We start from the raw sequence: 18913 nt of genomic DNA, 5'->3' as shown, positions 1-18913 counted from the left end.
CTCCGGCGTGTAACGCTGCCTTGCCTCCTTGCACCAAGGAAACAGCAAAAGAGGGCTACTTCGTGTTTCAACAACCAAATAGCGACACGCCATGAACGTACTCAACCGTATTGCCCCCCATGCCCACTGGTTTCTCCGGATTTCGCTTGCGAGCGTCTTTCTGTACCACGGCCTCGCCAAATTTCCAGTGCTTGGCGCATTGGCCAGCATGATGAAGATGCCCGTGGCGATGGTTGCGGTGCTCGCGATCATGGAAACGCTGGGCGGCGCGCTCATTTTGGCCGGCGGCGTCGTGAATAAGGACTGGGTGACGCGCCTGGGCGGCTTGCTGCTTGTGCCCATCATGCTCGGTGCCATCTTTATGGTGCATGCGCAGCACGGCTGGAACTCGGTGAATATGGGCAGCGGCAATATGGGCCGCGGGATGGAGTTTCAGGTGACGCTGCTCTTGCAAGCCCTCACCTTTTTGGTGGTGGGTAACGCATTCAACGGACTCCAGATTGGCACTGGGGCGCACAAGCCGCAGGCGGCCGCGCAATGAGCCGCGGACCGATATGCTGTGGAAAACGAAGCCGCTCCGGGACCGCCGGGGCGGCTTCGGTCATGATCCCTCGGGGGCGTCGTGGTAGGCGGACAGCAGCTGCTCGGCGGCCTCGAACGAGCTGAGCGTGCCGTCGAGCACGCGGGCTTCCACGGCCGGACGCAGGGCGCGCACCGCCTCGTCCTGAAAGAAGTCGTCGCGGAGGCGCTGTTCGATGGTTTGTTGCATCCAGTGGCGCGCCTGTTCGTGGCGCTGCTCGGCGAAGAAGCCGTTCGCTTTGGTGTGGGCCACGTACGCCTCCACCACGTCCCACACCTCGGCGATGCCCTGCTGTTGGAGGGCCGAGCACAGCACCACCGGCGGCGACCAATCGGCGGGGCCGGGCGGAAAGAGGTGCAGCGCATTTTGGAAGTCGCGCCGCGCCCGCTCGGCCGCGGATCGGCGCTCGCCCTCGGCCTTGTTGATGACCACCGCGTCGGCCATCTCCACGATGCCGCGCTTGATGCCCTGCAGCTCGTCGCCCGCGTTGGCCAGCGCAAGCAGCACGAACACGTCGACCATCGAGTGCACCGTAACCTCCGACTGCCCCACGCCCACCGTTTCGACGAGCACCACATCGTAGCCCGCGGCCTCGCACAGCAGCATCGTCTCGCGCGTCTTGCGGGCCACGCCGCCGAGCGAGCCCGCCGTGGGCGAGGGCCGGATGAAAACCTCGTCGCGGGCACTGAGCGCCTGCATGCGCGTCTTGTCGCCCAGAATGCTTCCGTGGCTCTGCGTACTGCTCGGGTCAATCGCGAGCACCGCGAGGCGATGCCCCGCGTCGATGAGGTGACCGCCCAACGCTTCGATAAACGTACTCTTGCCCACGCCCGGCACGCCGGTGATGGCCACGCGCAGGGCATGGCCGGTGGCCGGCATCACCGCGGAGAGCACCGCGCGCGCCACATCCCGATGATCGGTCCGTGTGCTTTCCAGCAAGGTGATGGCCCGGCTGAGCATGGCGCGATCGCCCGCCCGGAGCCCGTCGACGATTGTATCGCGGGAAGGCACCGGCCGTCGCTGCTTCAGGTGCTGCTTGAGGTTGGGGTTGAGCGGCTGCCCGCCGCCCGCGCCCGACGACTCCGACAGGTGCGACTCGGACGCGTCAGACATAGCACAGCGCGGGGAACGGACAGGTAGGCAACGGACCGTCTTTACGCGGCTTCTGTCGCGCCGTTCGACGATGCATCCGATGCGGCACGGCCTTCGCCCGCGGAGGACGACCCGTTTGCCGCGCCGTTGCCATTGTTCTTCGCCGGCTGGCTCTTCGATCCGTAATCGTTCACGTAAAACCCGTCGCCCTTAAAGATGAGGCCGGCCTGCCCGCTGATGATGCGCTCCACAGGCTGTCCGGTTTCTGGGCACTTCTCCAGCGGATCGGCGGTGATGCGTTGCTGAATTTCGAAGGTGGTGCCGTCTTCGCGGCGGTACACGTATGTTGGCATTGGTCGGTTTGGTCGATGGGTAGCATGACAATCGGTGTGCCGACGACGCGCGCACGGACACGGTTCTTCCGATCTCGTGAAATCTCGACAACGCCGGGCAGCGGCCCGTAGAACAAGGCGGCGCTTACCCGCGGCCGTAGTCATCCTCCAGGCGGATGATGTCGTCCTCCACGCACAGGCCCATCTGTGTCTCGATGAACACCAGGTAGTCGTCGCCGGTGTTTTCGATGCGGTGCACGTCGCCCACTTCAATAAAGAGCGTGTCGCCCGCGGCCACGTCGATGGTCTCATCGTTGTGCGTAAACACGCCCGCGCCGCGCACAATCACCCAATGCTCCTTGCGGTGCTCGTGCTTTTGCAGCGAGAGGCGCTCGCCCGGGTTTACCACAATGCGCTTTACGCGGTAGCCCGGCTCGTTCAGGTATTCTTCCCAGCGCCCCCACGGGCGGTCGTCGGCGTCGAGTAACATGTGGTTGAATGGCTTGGGTGTGTAGTGCGTGAATGGTGTAGAATAGGCGCTGCCGGAGCGTTGCACCAGCAGGCGCCCAACGTCCAACAAAAGTTATGCCGGCGCCGCTTCATCGGCCGTGTCGGCAATGGCCACGGGCGTCCCCACGGTGCGTAGCAGCACCGAGAGCACGATCATCCCAAGCGGCAGAAGGATCCAGGGCGAGATGCCAAACCCGGCGGGCAGGGTACCAAGCAACAGCGCCACTACGCCTACGGCCAGTGCATACGGCAGCTGGGTGCGTACGTGCTCGATATGGTCGCAGCCGGACGCCATCGACGACAGGATCGTGGTGTCGGAGATAGGCGAACAATGATCGCCCCACACCGATCCGGCCAAGACGCAAGAGATCGACGAATAGATGATGTGGTAGTGCGCCGGATCGCCCATGCCGTTGGCGACGAGCACGGCCCACGAGAGCGGCACCACCAGCGGCATCAGGATGCCCATGGTGCCCCAGCTCGATCCGGTGGCGAACGCAGTGGCCGCCGCGAGCACGAAAATGATGGCCGGTACCACGCCTGGCGGCAGCGTATCCCCCAGCACCGAGACCAGGAAATCGGCGGTGTGCAGCACCTCGGTGATGGAGGAGAGCGACCAGGCCAGCACCAAAATGATCATCGCAAACAGCATCGACTTGAGGCCCGCGTACCACGCCTCGACCACCTCTTCCAAACTTAACAGGCGCTGCCCAAACGACAGCACAGCCGCCGCCAGCACGCCCAGCAGCGAGCCCCACATGAGCGACTTGTAGGAATCGGCCGCCCCAATAATTTCGCGCAGCGGCGCCTCGTAGCCCACCGACTGCGCGCCGGTTACGTACAACGACGCCAACACAGATCCTACCAGCACCACCACCGGAACGATGGCATTGAAGGCGCGGCGCGGAATATCGGCCGGGGGCTCCAGTTCGTCGCCCTCAGCCGCTGCAGCGTCCACTTTGGCATTGGGGCCAAGCACATCGCCGGTGGTACGGGCGCGCTCCTCGGCGGCCCGCATGGGGCCAAACTCGCGGCGCGACGACGCGATGGCAAACACAAAGTAGAGCGCCAGGATGGGATAAAAGCTGTAGGGAATGGATTGCAGAAAGATGCTGTATGCCGACTGGCTGAACCCTTCGATGCTCGCGACCGCCGTGCCCACCAATCCGACTTCGTACCCAATCCACGTCGTAACGAAGGCCAAGCACGCCACCGGCGCGGCCGTCGAGTCGACAATGTAGGCAAGTTTCTCGCGTGAGATGCGCAGCTGATCGGTAACCGGGCGCATGGTGTTGCCCACCACGAGCGTGTTGGCGTAATCGTCAAAGAAAATGCCGACGCCCATCAGGCCCGTAGCCACCTGCCCGCGGCGCGAATTATCGGCCCACGCGGTGATGCGGTCGACGATGCCGTAGGTGCCGCCATTTTTAGAGATGATGCCCACCATACCGCCAATCATCAAGGAGAACAGGATGATGGCCGCATGGCTTTCGTCGGCCAGCGCCCCCAGCACGTACACCTGGAACGACTCCAGGAGTCCAACGAATGCGCCCGTGAGCGAGAGCTCGATAGCCATCCATGCCCCCACCCAAATGCCCAGAAAGAGCGCCGGCACGACGCGCCGAAAGATCAGGGCGATGACAATAGCCAGCAGCGGCGGCAGGATGGACAGCCACCCCGGCAGCCCGCGCGTGGTTGTGGCGGCGATGACCGCGCCGTCGCGCACCACACGCAGCGTCGGGCGCCACGCGCCGTCTACCACCGCCGCATCGGTCGTCCACACGCCCGCAGCGGCATCGTACGTGAGCGGGTAGGAGCGCCCTTCGAGCTGGAGCACCGGCGGCTGCGCCGTCGCAGAATCGGCAGGCACCGACACTTCAAAAGAGATGCCGTGCAGCACCAGGTCGGGCGCCGTGAGGGGCGCAGCGTCTTGCGCCTGTACCGGCGCGGCGAGCCACCAAAGGGCGCAGAGAACAGCAAATACGGTGCGCATAGAAACGACAAGCAGTTGCATAAACAACGAGGAAGGCAGGCGACGCGCGGCAGATTATTCCGTGCCGAAGATGCGATCGCCAGCGTCGCCCAAGCCTGGACGGATAAACGCGTTGGCGTCAAGTTCGCGGTCTACCGTGGCCGCTACGATGGGCACCTCCGGGTGGTCGGCCTGCAGCCGCTCGATGCCTTCGGGCGCGGCGACCAGGCATGCAAACGTAAACTGCTGCCCGCCCGCTTGCTTCAGGTGCCGGATGGCGTGCGAGGCGCTGCCGCCCGTTGCCAGCATCGGATCGACCACAAACACGTGCGCCTCGGCGAGGCCGTCGGGGATGTTGCTGTAGTAGTCGACCGGGCGGTACGTCTCTTCATCGCGGTGCATGCCCAAGTGGCCGACGCGCGCCTCGGGCACAAACCGCACAAAGCCATCCACCATGCCGAGCCCCGCCCGCATGATCGGCACCACGATGACATCTTCCGCCAAGGCGTAGCCGGTGGTAGTTTCCAGCGGCGTTTCGATAGCCGTTTCTTTCAGCGCAATGCTGCGCATGGCTTCGTACGCCAGTATCGCCGCTGCATCGGACACCGTTTTTCGAAACTGTCCGTGGGGCGTTTCGCGGCGACGCAGGATGGTGAGGTCGCGTTTCAACAGCGGGTGATCAACGACAGTAAGTGATGCCATGAGGAGCGTGGAGGCGACCAAGCAGGAACGGAATGCGAGCAGCGTGTGGAGGGGCTATGCCTCTTTATCCTTCTGGCGTTTTTCCTCGCGCACGCGATCGGCCACTTTCTCGTTTTCGATCCATGGCATGCGCTTAAAGTAGCTCGTCGTCATCTCGCGGACCTCGCCAGAGAGCGCCACGAGCGCAATCAGGTTGGGCAGCACCACGAGGCCCAGGGCAATGTCGCCCAGTGTCCAGATGGTGGTAAGCGCGGTAACGGCCCCCACGAAGTTCATGATGACGAATACAATTTTGTAGGGAACGATGGCTTGCTTCCCGAACAGGTAGTTGGCGCAGCGGTCGCCGTAGTAGCTCCAGGAGATGGCCGTGGAGATGGCAAACAGCAGCACGCTCAGCAGCACGATCATGTCGCCCCAGTCGCCCAGCGGTGCGAGGCCGCGTTCAAAGGCAAGCTGCGTAAGCGGCGCGCCGGTCTCTACCGCGGGTCCGTAGAGGGTTTCGAGCGTCGTGCCATCGGCGGCTACGGCCACGCCCCGGTCGGGGTAGAGCGTGCCCGTAAAGAGGTTCTGGAAGTTAGCCTTCGAGGTGCAGCCGCCCGGGCAGGCCGTGTAAAAGGTGTCGACCACAGCTTCATTCCAGGCAAACTGCACGGCGTCCGCTTCAACCTGCGGCACGCCATTTTCGATGGTTATTTGCGCGGGCACCGTGTTGCTGCTCAAAATCTGTCCGCTTTCTTCCACGCGGTAACTTACGGCGTTGCCGTCCAGATCGAGTTGCGTGGGCACGGTGTCGTCCCACACCCCAGTGACGATGATGGCGAGGCCCGTGAGCGTACAAATGACGATGGTGTCAATGAACGGCTCCAGCAGCGCCACCACGCCTTCGGAGACCGGCTCGTCGGTCTTGGCTGCCGAGTGCGCGATGGGCGCCGAGCCCTGCCCGGCCTCGTTCGAGAAGAGCCCTCGCTGCACGCCGTAGATCATGGTGAGCAAGAACACCCCTGCGCCGGTTCCTGCCACGCCCGAGGTGGGGTTGAAGGCCTCCGTGAGCACCGTCATGAAGGCGGCCGGCACCTGCGGCAGGTTGAACGCCAGAATGCCGAGTGCCCCCAGCACGTAGATCGCGGCCATGACCGGAGCCACAATGCCTGTGACCTTCCCGATGCGCCGGATGCCCCCAATTACGACGAGGCCGATGATGCTTGCCACCACCAGCCCCGTAGTCCATACCGGAATGCCAAAGTCGCCCAGGAGGACATCCGAGACGGTGTTGGCCTGCACCGCGTTGCCTGTCAAAAACGAGGTCATCATGAGCATGATGGCAAAGAAGCCAGCCATCGGTTTCCAGCCCAGCCCCTTATCGATGTAGTACATGGGGCCGCCGGACACGGTACCTAGCAGCGCATTGCCAGGCGCCTCCGTCTGCCGATAGCGCTGCGCGAGCGTGACCTCGGTGTACTTTGTGGCCATGCCCAGGAGCGCGGTGACCCACATCCAGAAGAGGGCGCCGGGCCCGCCAAAGTGGATCGCCAACGCGACGCCCGCGATATTTCCGATACCTACCGTCGCCGAAAGGGCCGTGGTGAGCGCCTGAAAGTGCGGCACGTCGCCGGGCTCGTCGGGATCGTCGTATTTGCCAGACGTGACGGCGAAGCCGTGGGCCAAACGCCGAAATTGGATAAACCCGAGGCGTATGGTAAGAAACACGCCCGTGCCCAGCAGCAAAACCACAACCCACGGGATGCTTCCGTCGCCCACCGGTATGCCGAGGTCCCAGACAAACCAGACGAGCCAATCTACAATTTCCTTGAACATATAGTCGCGTTAGCACTCCAGTCGAACGAACATGAACGCCCCCGCCAGGAAGGACAAAGCAAGGGCACCGGGTTGTGCACCGGCCTGCTTCCATGCGAGGATAACATCGGTGTAATATAGTGGCGAGACGCAAGGGCTGCAACCCCGCATCCCGCTACTCGAAATCCTTGCATGAACTTTTGCGTGCCGGCGTGCTCTTCGCCCCCTTCGTTTGAGGCGATGACAAGAGGTGGGGCGCTTTTTCGATGCGCTGCGCGTGCAGCCGACCGGAATGAACCGGACAGCCACCTGAACCATCAACGCTCCCTTTTTATCATCAACCAACGTTGTCATTGCGAGCGATCGATGGGAGCGCGGAGGCCTTTAAGGGCAATCTCCGCATTGGATCGTCTGTCTCAACACACGGAGATCGCCGCGTCCCTCACGCTGTTCGGTCCTCGCGATGACACAATGATTTCTGCTTTTTTGATTCGTTGGGCGTGCAGTTGGTCAAATCCGTCCGAACAGCCATCTGAATCATTGACGTATCGTTTCTGCATTTCACCCCTGTTGTCATTGCGAACGACTGAAAGGAGCGTGGAGGCCTTATAGGTTATCCTGGAAGGGGGGCTTTGGGTCATGCTGAAAGCGAGGCCTTTAGGTCATTCCGAAGGGGCAATCTCCGCATTGGATCGTCTGTCTCCATACACGGAGATCGCACCACAGGAATGACCTTCGGCCTCCACGTCTTTCACGTCCGCTCATTCCTCGCGATGACAAGGAGGGAATTTTTTTGTTGTGCGTTGAGCGTGCAGTAGGGGCAACCTGGCCCAAACAGCCGATTGAACCATCGACGCTTGACCCTTCATCCAACCATTCCTGTCATTGCGAGCGAACGCAGTGAGCGGGGGGGCTTTACGTGGTACAACCTCCACAAACGAGCTTGAACGTACCGTACAGTGGTAGGTGACCGCTCAATCTAGAAATACAATCTCCACAACAGGGCATTTTCTGCCATAGACAAGATCCTAACTGACCCGCGCGCCTACCGATGCGCGTCTTTGTTCGTACTCCGGAGCTGCGCCTTGTAGCGCTCAAGCTGCCGCCGCAGGTGATCGACGCAAAGCTTTACCGCCGCCTCATGCGTCGACGCCTTGTCGGCTGCAGACAACCGCTTCTGGTACACGTCGATGTTAATCTCGGCGGTCTTTTCCTCGGCGGGTGAGTTGTCTTTCCCGAGAATGACATGCGCATCGACAATGCCGTCGTAATAGCGCTCTAGCTTCTGGGTGCGCTGCTCAACGTGGGTGCGCAAACTGTCGGTGAGGTCGACGTGACGAGCGGTGATCTGCACTTTCATAAACAGTCGCGGGTAGTCGTGGTAGCATGTGAGCGCCGTATGGATGCGGCATGTTATCTCATTGTGTACTCCGGGATATGTTTCGGTGCGCGCGCGGTATTGCACCGGATCGTAGCCCCACGTTCCTTTTGCCGTCTACCCTCCGTGTGCCATGTTCTTCTCGCTGCTGCTTGTCACCTTCACGCTCGCCTGTGGCACCGCGGCCCTCGTGCATCTGCTCTTCCGGCAACCCATTCAAGCCATTCTGGAGGCTGTTATCGACCCGGAATTGGGCGGCGCGTGGCAGCGCTACATCCTGTTTGCGCTGTACGTGGTGGGCATCTCGGGGGGCGTACGGCTCTACGATCTGGAGCGCTACATCACGGGCCTGGGCCCCAAGGATGCGCCGCTGCGGCTTACCACCGAGCGCTGGACCCTGGAGGCGTACCGCACCATCATCGAAACGCTGCAGAGCATCGCCTGGATGCTGCTCGTCTTTTTCGGATTGGCCCTGATCGCGTTCGTCATTCGGCGCGGACTTGCCCTCCGCCGCGGCTCGCGCGATGATGCGGCGTAACACCGACACCGGGCCCCATTGGATCTTCACACGGTGGCCCCGGTTCATTGGTGGAGTTAACGGTGTAAACCTTTCGGTGCTTTTATGACTGCTCCCCTCGCTTCTGCTCCGCCGTCGCCAACCGCGCCAAACGACACGATGCGCGCGCGCATCGCCGACACGTTTGCTGCACAACGGGCCCACACGGCCCGCCTCCGCCGCTCGACGGCCGCTGAACGACGCGACAAAATCCGCCGCCTGCGCGATGCGGTGCAGGCCCGCCGCCAAGACCTGCGCGATGCCCTATACGCCGACTTCCGCAAAGCAGCCCCCGAGGTGGACCTCACCGAGGCCAAGAGCGTCATCGACGAGGCCGACTTTGCACTGCAGCACCTCGACGAATGGATGGCCCTGGAGCGCGTGGCCACCCCGCCGTTGCTGCTGGGCACCCAATCGGAAATTCGGTACCAGCCGAAGGGCGTGGCGCTCATTCTCTCGCCCTGGAACTATCCCTTCAACCTTACGCTGGGCCCCCTCATCGCGGCGCTCGCGGCCGGCTGCGCCGTCACGCTCAAGCCGTCCGAGTTCACTCCGCACAGCAGCGCGGTGATGCAAGACCTCATCGCGTCGCTGTATGCGCCCGCGGACGTCGCGCTGTTTCGGGGCGACAAAACCGTGGCGCAGGCCCTGCTCGATCAGCCGTTCGACCACATCTACTTCACGGGCAGCCCGTCGGTGGGGAAGATCGTGATGCGTGCGGCTGCCGAGCACCTCGCGTCCGTTACGCTAGAGCTGGGCGGCAAGTCGCCGGTGGTGGTGGATGCCAGCGCCGACCTCGACGACGCGGCGCGCAAAATTGTGTGGGGCAAGTATACCAACACCGGCCAAACGTGCATCGCCCCCGATTACGTGTACGTGCATGCCTCGGTGCACGACGCGCTGGTCGACCGCATGCGCCAGTGCATCACCGACTTCTACGGCGACGCCCCGCAGGACTCGCCCGATTACGCCCGCCTGGTCAGCGACAAGCACTTTCGGCATGTGTCTGGGCTCCTCGACGAGGCGATACAAGACGGCGCAACCGTGGCGGCCGGCGGCACCTGCGCGGCAGATACGCGCTACGTGGCGCCTACGCTGCTTACCGACGTGCCACCCGACAGCCGCATCATGGCGGAGGAAATCTTTGGGCCGCTGCTGCCGGTGCTTCCGTTTCAGGCGCTCGACGACGCCATTGCCGCCATCAACGACCGGCCGAATCCGTTGGCGCTGTACATCTTTTCGGAGCACGAGCGAACCACCGAGGCCCTTCTCAACCGCACCGTGGCCGGCGGTAGCTGCGTGAACGACGTCCTGATTCACTACATGAACCCCCACCTGCCGTTTGGCGGCGCGGGGCACAGCGGCATCGGGCGGGGGCACGGCGTGTATGCCTTTCGGGAGTTCTCGAACGCCCGCTCGGTGGTGCGGCGCACGGCCGGGTCGAAGGTCATGCAGACGCTGTATCCGCCCTATCGCGGATGGATGAAGCGGCTCACCGACTGGGTCGTGCAGTGGTCGTAGGGCGCTGCCTACGCCTTTCGTTGGGCCGCGGCCGCCGGGAGTGATACGTACAGCCCGTCGGCCGGCAGCCCGCGCATGACCCGCGCCAGGGCCTGCGCGAGCGTCGTGAGCACCAGTTCGATGCGCACGTTGCGCGTGGTAAGGGCCAGCGCCTCCTCAATGAGGATCACCATCGCCTCCAGGTTTGCATCGGGCAGGTTGTCGCAAAACCGCGCAATCGCTTCGCGCTGATCGACGTTTACAAGCGGTGCTTCGGTGCCCAGTGCGCGGTACAAGATGAGGTCGCGCACCCAGCGCAGCATGAGCTGCAGGGCGTTTTTGAGCGATTCCCGCCCGCTATTGCGCAGGCGCTGAATCTGGCTGTTGAGGGTTTGGGTGGACTGCGTGTAGGCGCTCCGCAGATACTCCAGCACCAACATGCGGTGCTCTAAGAGCGCCTCGTTTTCGTGCAGCGCCAGCGCCCGCTCAAGCGAGCCGTCGGCCATGCGCGCCAGCATTGCCCCGCGCTCATCGGCCACGTCGGTGTACCGCCGCAGCCCGCGCTGAATCGCGGCCTCCGAGAGCATGTCGAACCGGAGCTTCTGGCAGCGCGAGGTAATGGTCGGCAGGAGATCTTGCGGACGGTGCGTGGTGAGCAAAAAGACGGTACGCGGCGGCGGCTCCTCCAGCAGCTTCAAAAACGCGTTGGCCCCTTCCTCTCGCATCCGATGCACATCCGGCACAATGCCCACCTTGTAGCGCCCCTCGCCGGCATGCAGGCTCATGGGCCGCAGCAAGTCGTTGTGCACCTGATCGATGCGGTACAGCACCTGCTTGTTGGACGTGGCCGTGGGATCATCGAGCGACGGGCGTTGCGCGTACCCCACCGGCGCATACGGATTGTCGCCCAGGCGCTTAATGCGCTGCGCCATGTCGTCCTCATCCCGTTTGCCCTCTTGGCTCCACGGATGAGGCATGAGCACGTGCACATCCGGGTGCACCATGCGGCGCGTTTTGCGGCAGGCCGCGCACGACTCGCAGGCTTCGGCGCGCTGCTCGGTGCACTCCAGCGCCCGCGCCATCTCCAGCGCCGCCGCGCGCTTCCCCACGCCCGCCGGGCCATGGAACAGGTACGCGTGGGCCACCCGCTCCTGCGCCAGCGTGCGGCGCAGCGTACGCTCCACCCGCTCCTGCTCAATGAGTGCTGTCCAGGCCATAATGCGCTCCGGCGTACTCGTTTACGTGTACCGTTTACGTGTACTCGTCCAGCTGATGCGCGTGCAGGTACTCCACCACATTTTTCACCTGCTGCGTGCTTTCGCGTTTGCACACCAACAGGGCATCATCCGTTTCGACCACCACGGTATCGTGCATGCCTACAAGCACCACGAGGCGGTCGTCGTCGCTCTGCACGTAGTTGCGGCTGCTATCGTGCACAATCACCTGGCCCTCCAGGGCGTTGCCGTGCTCGTCTTTGTCGCGGAGCTCGTACACCGCGCGCCAGTCGCCCACGTCGCTCCACCCAAAGTCGCCCGGCACCACGCGCACCGTATCGGCCCGCTCCATGACGCCGTAGTCGATGGAGATGCGCGGACTCTCCTGAAAGGCCGTGTGCAGCACCTCCTGCTCCTCGGGCGTGTCGGCGGCTTCGCGCACCGGCTGAAACGCCTCGTAGGCCTTGGGCAGATGCGTGTGGAGCTGCTCCATGATCGTGTCGGCCCGCCAGATGAACATGCCGCTGTTCCACAGGAAGTCGCCCGAGTCGATAAAGCGCTCGGCGGTGGCCACGTCCGGCTTTTCGGCAAAGGTGCGCACCGGGTAGGCGTCTAAGGCGGCCTCGTCGATGCTGGGGCCATCGTACTGAATGTAGCCGTATCCCGTGGCCGGGTGCGTAGGCTGAATACCGATGGTGACGAGCGTTTCCGGCGCCTGGGCGGCCTCAATGGCCACGTGCAGCGTCTCGTGAAAGCGCTGTACGTTCTGGATCATGTGATCCGCCGGCAGCACAATCATGGTCGCGTCTTTATCGCGGGCCTGCAGCTTCGCCCCGGCGTATGCAATGCACGGGGCAGTATTGCGGCTAATGGGCTCGGCCAGAATGTTCTCCTCGGGCACAGCCGGCAGCTGCTCTTTCGTTTGCTGCACGTAGCGCTCGTGCGTCACAATCAGGCACCGCTCGGGCGGCACCAGCCCTTGCAAGCGGGCAACGGTGTTTTGAATGAGCGTTGCGTCGCCAAAGACGTTCAGAAATTGCTTGGGACGGGCTTTGCGGCTGGCGGGCCAGAACCGGCTGCCAATGCCTCCGGCCATGATAACGGCATATGTAGCCATGATGGGCGCAGCGCTTTGTGGAGAAAAGTGCGGAACGGATAAGGTAGGCACCACGCGGCACATAATCAGGCGGGCCGTGCGGTGCGCTGCTGTTGTTTGTGTTAAAAATCAACCGGATGGCCCCATGCAAGGAAAATCCCCACACCCGTCCCCGGTCCCCACGGACAAGGAGGCAGGGACTCTGACGCACTCGCGGGCTGCTCTGCGGCGTTTTTCTTGCGTGTACACCGTGCCCGACACCATTTTATTCAGCACGCTTCCGTATGTCACACGACGCCAAGATTGCCGATCTTTCCAATCAGTACCATGACGATCGCGTTCTTAAAAGCTACCTGCAGCGCGTCCTTCCCGCGGATGTGCATGCAGCCATTGCGCCCGACCTGGAGTCGCTCGGTGCTATTGCGGCCAACGAGCTGTACGACCTGCAGCTGGCCGACCGTCTCAATGAGCCGCGGCTGACGCAGTGGGATGCGGCCGGAAACCGTATCGACCACATCGAGCTGACGGATGTGTGGAAGCGGGCGCTGGTGCTCGCGCCCGAATACGGCGTAATTGCCGCCCCGTACGAGCAGGCGCACGGCGCCTACAGCCGCATCCATCAGTTTGCACTTGCGCATCTGTTCATTCCGGCCACCGACATGGCGGCCTTCTTGATGGCCACCACCGACGGCGCCGCCCGCACCATCAGCCGCTTTGGCAGCGACGAACTGAAGGCCACCGCCTTGCCGCACCTCACGAGCCGCTCGCCGGAGGCCTTCTGGACCGCCGGGCAATGGCGCACCGAGCAAACCGGCGGGTCGGACCTGAGCCGCATCCAAACCGAGGCGCGCTACGAGGACGGGCAGTGGCGCCTCTACGGCCGCAAATGGTTCACCTCCTCCAGCATGGCCAACATGGCCCTCGTGCTGGCCAAGCCCGCCCCCGATGCGTACGACGGCCTGGGGCTGTTCTACCTGCCCATTCGCACCGAAGCGCGCAGCGTAAACGACGGCATCCGCGTGAACCGCCTCAAGGAAAGCATGGGCGCTCGCAAGCTGCCGGTGTCCGAGATTCAGCTGGATGGCGCCGCCTGCAGCCCCATTGGGCCGCCCGACGAGGGCGGGCGCTACCTGACCGAAATGGTGGAAATTGCGCGCACCTGGAATGCCGAAATTGCGGTGGCGTACATGCGGCGCGGCATTGCCCTGGCGCGCGACTTCAGCCGATCGCGCACCGCCTTTGGCACGCCCATCATTGAAAAGCCGCTCCACTACGACACCATGGCCGGCTTGCAGGCCACCTACGAGGGCGCGTTTCACCTCACGTTTCGCCTTGTGGAGCTCCTGGGAAAACGCGAGGCCGGCTCGCTGTCTTCCACCGAGCAACACCTGCTGCGGGCGCTCACGCCCATCGTGAAGCTGACGACTGCGAAGCAAGCGGTGGAGGTAACCAGCGAGGTCATGGAGGCCTTTGGCGGCGCCGGATTTGCCGAAGACACCGGCATCCCGGCCCTGATGCGCGACGTGCATGCCCTGCCCATTTGGGAAGGCACGACCAACGTGATGTCGCTCGTGGCCCTACAGACGCTGCGGCGCAATGGGTACTTGCAGGCCCTCACCGACGAGCTGAACCGCTGCGCCGCCGCGGTGACAACCCCGGAGCTGAAGCAAGCCGTCGATACTGCGCGGGCTGCGTTTCGGAATGCGGTCAGCTGGCTCTCCGACGCCACGAAAGAAGACGAGCAGGCCCCGCAGGCCGGCGCCCGTCGGTTTGCGCGCACCATTGGACAGGCTCTAGAGCTCGCCCTCCTGGCGCGCCACGCGCAGTGGGCCCTGCAGCATGAGGGCGGCCGCGCCGTCGCCGTCGTCGAGCATTTTGCAGCCCAGGGCATCGACCGCATTGCCCCGCGCCGCCACTACGATGCCTATCAGCTGGCGCAAGACCGCACCCGCCAAACGCTGTTTCAGATGTGAGACGTACGTACCGTCCGAAAACGCATGACGCATGCGCCGAGGGCCGCGTGTCGGTGAAACGGTTTGCCGTTTATTTGACACGTACCGGAGACACGTAACATGTGCCGCTGGTACGTGTCTACCGCACACGGCGTCCTACTGCCGACCAACGAATCAACGGTGAGCTGCGTATGCCTACGGCTTCCTCCCCTTCTGCCCATCGGTTGCACGAGGCGCCGCTGGTTCCGGCAACGGGCCTCCGGTGGTACCTCGCGGCCGAGTTTGCGTTACTGTTCGTGGGGCTTCCGCTGCTGCTGTACACGCAGCGCATGCACCTTGACGGCCTCATTGCGCCGATCCTCATGGGCCTGGCGCTCGGCTGCGGCGCCCTCTTGTACTACGACCGCTCGTTCGATCGCACGCGCCTCTGGAACCGGGCGGCGGCGCGGTCGCACCTGGGCACTGTCGGCCGCTTTTTTCTCGCGGGCGGCGCGCTCACGGTCCTCATCGTGGCAGCCCTGCGGCCCGATCTGCTCCTGTCCTTTCCGCGTGAGCATCCGCGCCTCTGGCTCATCATCGTGTGCACCTACCCCGTGGTGTCGGTCTACCCGCAAGAGGTCATCTTCCGCGCGTTCCTCTTTCACCGCTACGATGCGCTCTTTCCGCAACGCGCCACCAAAATTGCCGTGAGCGGCGTGGCCTTCGGACTCGCGCATATCGTGTTTGCAAACTGGACGGCCCCGCTCATGACGGCCGTGAGCGGCTGGGTGCTGGGCTACCGCTACACGCGCTCGCACTCCACCCTGCTCGTTACCGTCGAGCATGGGCTGTGGGGCGCCTTTGCATTTACCATCGGGCTGGGGTGGTACGTGTACAGCGGCGCCATTGGATGAGCAGCGCTCCTTACGCCGGCCGCACGGTGCCAATGCGCACGGGGGCCTCGCCCATTGCGCGCCACGTCTCCATCGCGGCATCGGCTGCATCCGGCGCAACAACGGCAACCAGCCCGATGCCCATGTTAAACGTCTGGCGCATGTCGCCGGTGGGCACGTCGCCGGTGGTTTGGATGAGATCGAAGAGCGGGCCCGGGGTCCAGGCGTCGTAGTCTACAGCCGCTACGCAGCCCTCGGGCACGACGCGGCGCAGGTTGCCCGGCAGGCCGCCGCCGGTGATGTGTGCGCAGGCGTGGACCAGCTCCTCGGCCACCAGCGCCTGGATGGCTGCTAGGTACGACCGATGCACGCGCAGCAACGCCTCGCCCACGGTTTCTCCGCCCAGCGCCTCCGGCGCATCGTCCACATCGTACGCGCCAAAGAGCACCGTGCGCGCCAGCGTGTAGCCGTTGGTATGCAGCCCATTGGAGGGCAGCCCAATGAGCACGTCGCCCGCCGACACCCGCTGCGGTCCCAGAATCTTGTCTTTCTCCACGAGGCCCACAATGCACCCGGCCAGGTCGTAGGCATCCGCCGGATACACATCGGGCATCTCTGCAATCTCGCCGCCCACCAAGGCGCATTCGTTGGCCGCACACGCCGTCGCAAATCCACCCACCACGGCTTCGGCCACCGCCGGCTGCAAGGTGCCCGTCGCGTAGTAATCCAAGAAGTACAGCGGCACCGCCCCGCCCACGGCAATGTCGTTCACGCAGTGGTTCACCAGATCCTGCCCCACCGTGTCGTAGCGCCCGGCGCGGCTTGCCACCTTCACCTTCGTCCCCACCCCGTCGATCGAGGACACCAGCACCGGCCGCTCGTACCCCGAGAGGTCCAGCTCAAAGAACGAGCCAAACGCGCCAATATCGGTGAGCACGCCGGGCGTGAAGGTCTGGCGCACCAGCGGCTTGATGCGATCAACAGCGTCGTCGCCTGCTTCAAGATCAACGCCGGCGTCTTTGTAGGTGGTCATGGCAACAGGGGAAGGTGGGTGAGAGCTACGTGCTAAGGGCCCGGCCAAAGAAGGCCTGAACGTGAATTTGTACGTGCTGATACCAGGGCAGGAGCGGGCGATACGCCCATACATCGAAGCCGGCCGCCTCTAGCGCATCGAGGTGCGCGAGGGCCCCAAGCCAGTAGCGCTTGAGGTGAAAGCGCAGCCGCCAGTCCACATCGCGCAGCACCAGTTGCCCCTGGCCCAGGGCATCGCGAATACGTACCGATTGCTTCCAGAGCAGCCGCCGCACGTCCTCGTTCATGCGGCCATCGACGAGTCGGACGTCCCGCACGCCGTGCTGATCCAGTTCGGCTTCGGGAATGAAGAGCCGGTCGTCGTCGAGGTCATCGGGGAGTTGCAACAAGCGCCCGAGCAGAAAAAATCCGCGCGAGAGCTCGGCCACGGGGTTGCGCGCAAACCGTTTGTGCCCGGCGAGGCCGGCCAACAAGTGGCCATGGGCAACCGCCCAGTCGTGCACAAAGGCATTCAGATCGGCCGCGGTGGCGAAGCGCGTGCGGCCGTGCAGGTGACGGGCGGCGCGCACCTGCCGGGCCAGCAGCGCACGATCGAGCCCGTGGGCCGCGCAGGCCTCGTACGCCGGCTGCGCAACCCCGGCCGGCAGCAGCTGCAGCGCGTCCCCCGCCGCTGCCCGCTCGGCCTCGTCGGCAAAGAAGTGGTCGTCGAACCCAAACGCCCCGTCGCCGCCCACCGCCTGCGGACGCGCCAGGGCGCTATGCCATGCCCACAGGGCCGTTGCGGCCGGTTGTTGGGCCGCGGGCCACGTGTCGTAAAGCGGACGCGGAAGCGTAGACACAGCAAAGGGAGTCAGTACAAGAGGGCGTACCGCTGTGTCCGAACCGCCGCTTTGCGCCTGGGATCCGCGAAGAACGCGTCAGTCGGACGGCGTGCGCGCGGGCTGCGGCGTGGGCGGCTCATCGGCTGCCTCAACGATCGTGTCGAACACGGTGTCGCCGGTGCGCAGCATGCGCCGCACGTACGGGTGACACAGCTGACAGTTGTGGCCAAACACAGCCTCGGCCTGCAGCGCTTCTACCGACGCCGCCCCTGTCGCCTCGGCGACGGCCTTCAGCTCGGCGAAGGTTTTCTGGAAGCAGTAGCAGCGGTCAATGTGCATGGGCTTGGTCAATCGTTATCATGAAGGGCGTGCAAGAGCAAGTGGGCACCCACGGTATCAGACAGCGCTTACGGCGTGGACCGCTGCAGCACCACATCGGCCGGCGCGATGCCCGCGGGAAACGAGCCGGTTTGTGTGCCATCGGGGCGGTGGAGGGTCACCGTACCGGCCGACGCAAATCCATTCTCGGCCGCCAGCCGGCCCACGTACAACCGCTCCACGGCCGCATCGTAGGCCAGCGTGCCAATGGGTGCGCCATCATCCGGAATACGCGCCGCAATCGTGTTCGTCGCGGTATTGAAACGCACGATGGTGTTGCCGCCCACCACCGTATGCACCACATCGGCCGATGGGCTGTGCCACACGCGCTGCCCCAGGCTGGCAGAGGTCAGCTGTCCGTCCAGACTAATTTCCGTTGTGATGGTGTTGGTGGAGGGGTCGAGCACGTGGATGGCGCCGTTGGTGCGATCGACCACCTCAAAGTTTTCGTTGTAGATGGTGGCGCCCGCGCAGAAGACCAGCAGTTCGCCATCGCCGTCGTGTACCAGCGCCCGGGGCACGTCGCATCCCACGGGCACGGCGTCGTCCATCACTGTACGGTTGGTCGCGTCAATCACCGCGAGGGTGCCGTTTTGGTTGCCCTCGGCCACGTAGAGCCGGTCGCCCACCAGGGCCATCCGCTCGGGCGATCCGCTCACGGGAATGGTGTCGACGATCTGGCGCGTGTCGAGATTGGCCACGTATACCGCGGGCTGCGGGTTGCTGGCGTAATCCTGGCTCGTGATGAATGCCTGATTGCCGCTGAACGCGACGTAGCGGGGATTGGGAATGCCGGAGAGCTGACCCACGCGGCTGTTGGTTTCGGCGTTGAAGATGTCGACGGTGCCGGTTTCGCCAAAGGCCACGTAGAGGCGTTCCTCGTAGCGCGCAAGGCTCTGGATGTACGACGCAAATCCGTCTTGGGCAGGCAGGCGCTCGGTGGCGTCGCTGGTTGGGTTGTAGAAGGTAAGGCTGCTGTTTTGATTGCCGAAGGCGCCGGCGTTGGCCACAACGACGCGTGCCGGGGCAGGTGGGGCATCGTCTTCGGTGCCCAGCAGGTCGCATCCGCTGAGTCCAGCGAGTAGAAAAAGAACGAGCAGGCGGTGCAGAACTGTGCGCATGGGTCGGTGGT

Annotated in this window: 18 protein-coding genes; 5 read left to right on the top strand and 13 right to left on the bottom strand. The window is 64.0% G+C overall.

Annotation, left to right across the window (positions count from 1 at the left end):
• The first annotated feature begins 91 nt into the window (after positions 1-91).
• On the top strand, positions 92-541 hold the full coding sequence (locus tag SALLO_RS0113240; RefSeq protein ID WP_022836786.1) for a DoxX family protein: 450 nt from the start codon (positions 92-94) through the stop codon (positions 539-541).
• Positions 542-601: 60 nt separating this feature from the next.
• On the opposite strand, the gene meaB is transcribed toward SALLO_RS0113240, so the two are convergent.
• The 7 genes from meaB to hpf form a co-directional block, all read right to left on the bottom strand.
• On the bottom strand, positions 602-1693 hold the full coding sequence (meaB, locus tag SALLO_RS0113235) for a methylmalonyl Co-A mutase-associated GTPase MeaB (protein WP_022836785.1): 1092 nt from the start codon (positions 1691-1693) through the stop codon (positions 602-604).
• Positions 1694-1734: 41 nt separating this feature from the next.
• Positions 1735-2025: an FmdB family zinc ribbon protein gene (locus SALLO_RS0113230; RefSeq protein ID WP_022836784.1), complete on the bottom strand. Its 291-nt coding sequence runs from the start codon at positions 2023-2025 to the stop codon at positions 1735-1737.
• 124 nt (positions 2026-2149) lie between these two features.
• Entirely contained in the window at positions 2150-2494 is a 345-nt protein-coding gene (locus SALLO_RS0113225) for a phosphomannose isomerase type II C-terminal cupin domain (RefSeq protein WP_022836783.1), read from the bottom strand.
• Positions 2495-2587: 93 nt separating this feature from the next.
• Positions 2588-4507, bottom strand: coding sequence for a Na+/H+ antiporter NhaC family protein (locus SALLO_RS17270; protein WP_022836782.1), 1920 nt, complete (start codon positions 4505-4507; stop codon positions 2588-2590).
• Between the two features lie 54 nt (positions 4508-4561).
• Complete coding sequence (upp, locus tag SALLO_RS0113215; protein WP_022836781.1) at positions 4562-5188, bottom strand: uracil phosphoribosyltransferase; 627 nt, start codon at positions 5186-5188, stop codon at positions 4562-4564.
• Between the two features lie 54 nt (positions 5189-5242).
• On the bottom strand, positions 5243-7003 hold the full coding sequence (locus tag SALLO_RS17265; protein WP_022836780.1) for an alanine/glycine:cation symporter family protein: 1761 nt from the start codon (positions 7001-7003) through the stop codon (positions 5243-5245).
• 1024 nt (positions 7004-8027) lie between these two features.
• Positions 8028-8342 (bottom strand): ribosome hibernation-promoting factor, HPF/YfiA family, encoded by a 315-nt coding sequence (hpf, locus tag SALLO_RS17260; RefSeq protein WP_022836779.1) that lies wholly within the window; start codon positions 8340-8342, stop codon positions 8028-8030.
• Between the two features lie 151 nt (positions 8343-8493).
• On the opposite strand from hpf, the gene SALLO_RS0113200 reads away from it, so the two are divergent.
• Both SALLO_RS0113200 and SALLO_RS0113195 read left to right on the top strand, forming a co-directional pair.
• The gene (locus SALLO_RS0113200) at positions 8494-8898 is read left to right on the top strand and encodes a hypothetical protein (protein WP_022836778.1); all 405 of its coding nucleotides are present in this window, start codon (positions 8494-8496) and stop codon (positions 8896-8898) included.
• A gap of 84 nt (positions 8899-8982) precedes the next feature.
• A complete protein-coding gene (locus SALLO_RS0113195; RefSeq protein WP_022836777.1) occupies positions 8983-10437 on the top strand; it encodes an aldehyde dehydrogenase family protein in 1455 nt (484 codons plus the stop codon).
• Between the two features lie 8 nt (positions 10438-10445).
• Here SALLO_RS0113195 and SALLO_RS0113190 read toward each other — a convergent pair whose 3' ends face one another.
• Entirely contained in the window at positions 10446-11633 is a 1188-nt protein-coding gene (locus SALLO_RS0113190; protein ID WP_022836776.1) for a DNA polymerase III subunit, read from the bottom strand.
• Positions 11634-11667: 34 nt separating this feature from the next.
• Positions 11668-12747: a mannose-1-phosphate guanylyltransferase gene (locus SALLO_RS0113185; RefSeq protein ID WP_022836775.1), complete on the bottom strand. Its 1080-nt coding sequence runs from the start codon at positions 12745-12747 to the stop codon at positions 11668-11670.
• Positions 12748-13010: 263 nt separating this feature from the next.
• Between SALLO_RS0113185 and SALLO_RS0113180 the strand changes: the two genes are divergently transcribed.
• Positions 13011-14699 carry an acyl-CoA dehydrogenase family protein gene (locus SALLO_RS0113180; protein ID WP_022836774.1) on the top strand — a complete coding sequence of 563 codons (1689 nt, stop codon included), beginning with the start codon at positions 13011-13013 and terminating at the stop codon, positions 14697-14699.
• 170 nt (positions 14700-14869) lie between these two features.
• Positions 14870-15571, top strand: a complete 702-nt coding sequence (locus SALLO_RS0113175) for a CPBP family intramembrane glutamic endopeptidase (RefSeq protein ID WP_084696305.1) — start codon at positions 14870-14872, stop codon at positions 15569-15571.
• A 10-nt stretch (positions 15572-15581) separates the two neighbouring features.
• Here the strand turns inward: SALLO_RS0113175 and purM are convergent, their stop codons facing one another.
• The 4 genes from purM to SALLO_RS17250 all read right to left on the bottom strand — a co-directional run bounded on the left by purM (position 15582) and on the right by SALLO_RS17250 (position 18902).
• Positions 15582-16583 (bottom strand): phosphoribosylformylglycinamidine cyclo-ligase, encoded by a 1002-nt coding sequence (gene purM / locus SALLO_RS0113170; RefSeq protein WP_022836772.1) that lies wholly within the window; start codon positions 16581-16583, stop codon positions 15582-15584.
• Between the two features lie 25 nt (positions 16584-16608).
• The gene (locus SALLO_RS0113165) at positions 16609-17421 is read right to left on the bottom strand and encodes a squalene/phytoene synthase family protein (protein ID WP_022836771.1); all 813 of its coding nucleotides are present in this window, start codon (positions 17419-17421) and stop codon (positions 16609-16611) included.
• A 78-nt stretch (positions 17422-17499) separates the two neighbouring features.
• Positions 17500-17742 (bottom strand): (2Fe-2S)-binding protein, encoded by a 243-nt coding sequence (locus tag SALLO_RS17255; RefSeq protein WP_022836770.1) that lies wholly within the window; start codon positions 17740-17742, stop codon positions 17500-17502.
• A gap of 68 nt (positions 17743-17810) precedes the next feature.
• The gene (locus SALLO_RS17250; protein ID WP_022836769.1) at positions 17811-18902 is read right to left on the bottom strand and encodes a DUF5074 domain-containing protein; all 1092 of its coding nucleotides are present in this window, start codon (positions 18900-18902) and stop codon (positions 17811-17813) included.
• Positions 18903-18913: the final 11 nt, after the last annotated feature.

This window comes from Salisaeta longa DSM 21114 (assembly GCF_000419585.1).
Taxonomy (GTDB): Bacteria; Bacteroidota; Rhodothermia; order Rhodothermales; family Salinibacteraceae; genus Salisaeta; species Salisaeta longa.
This window is presented reverse-complemented; position numbering and strand designations above follow the sequence as displayed.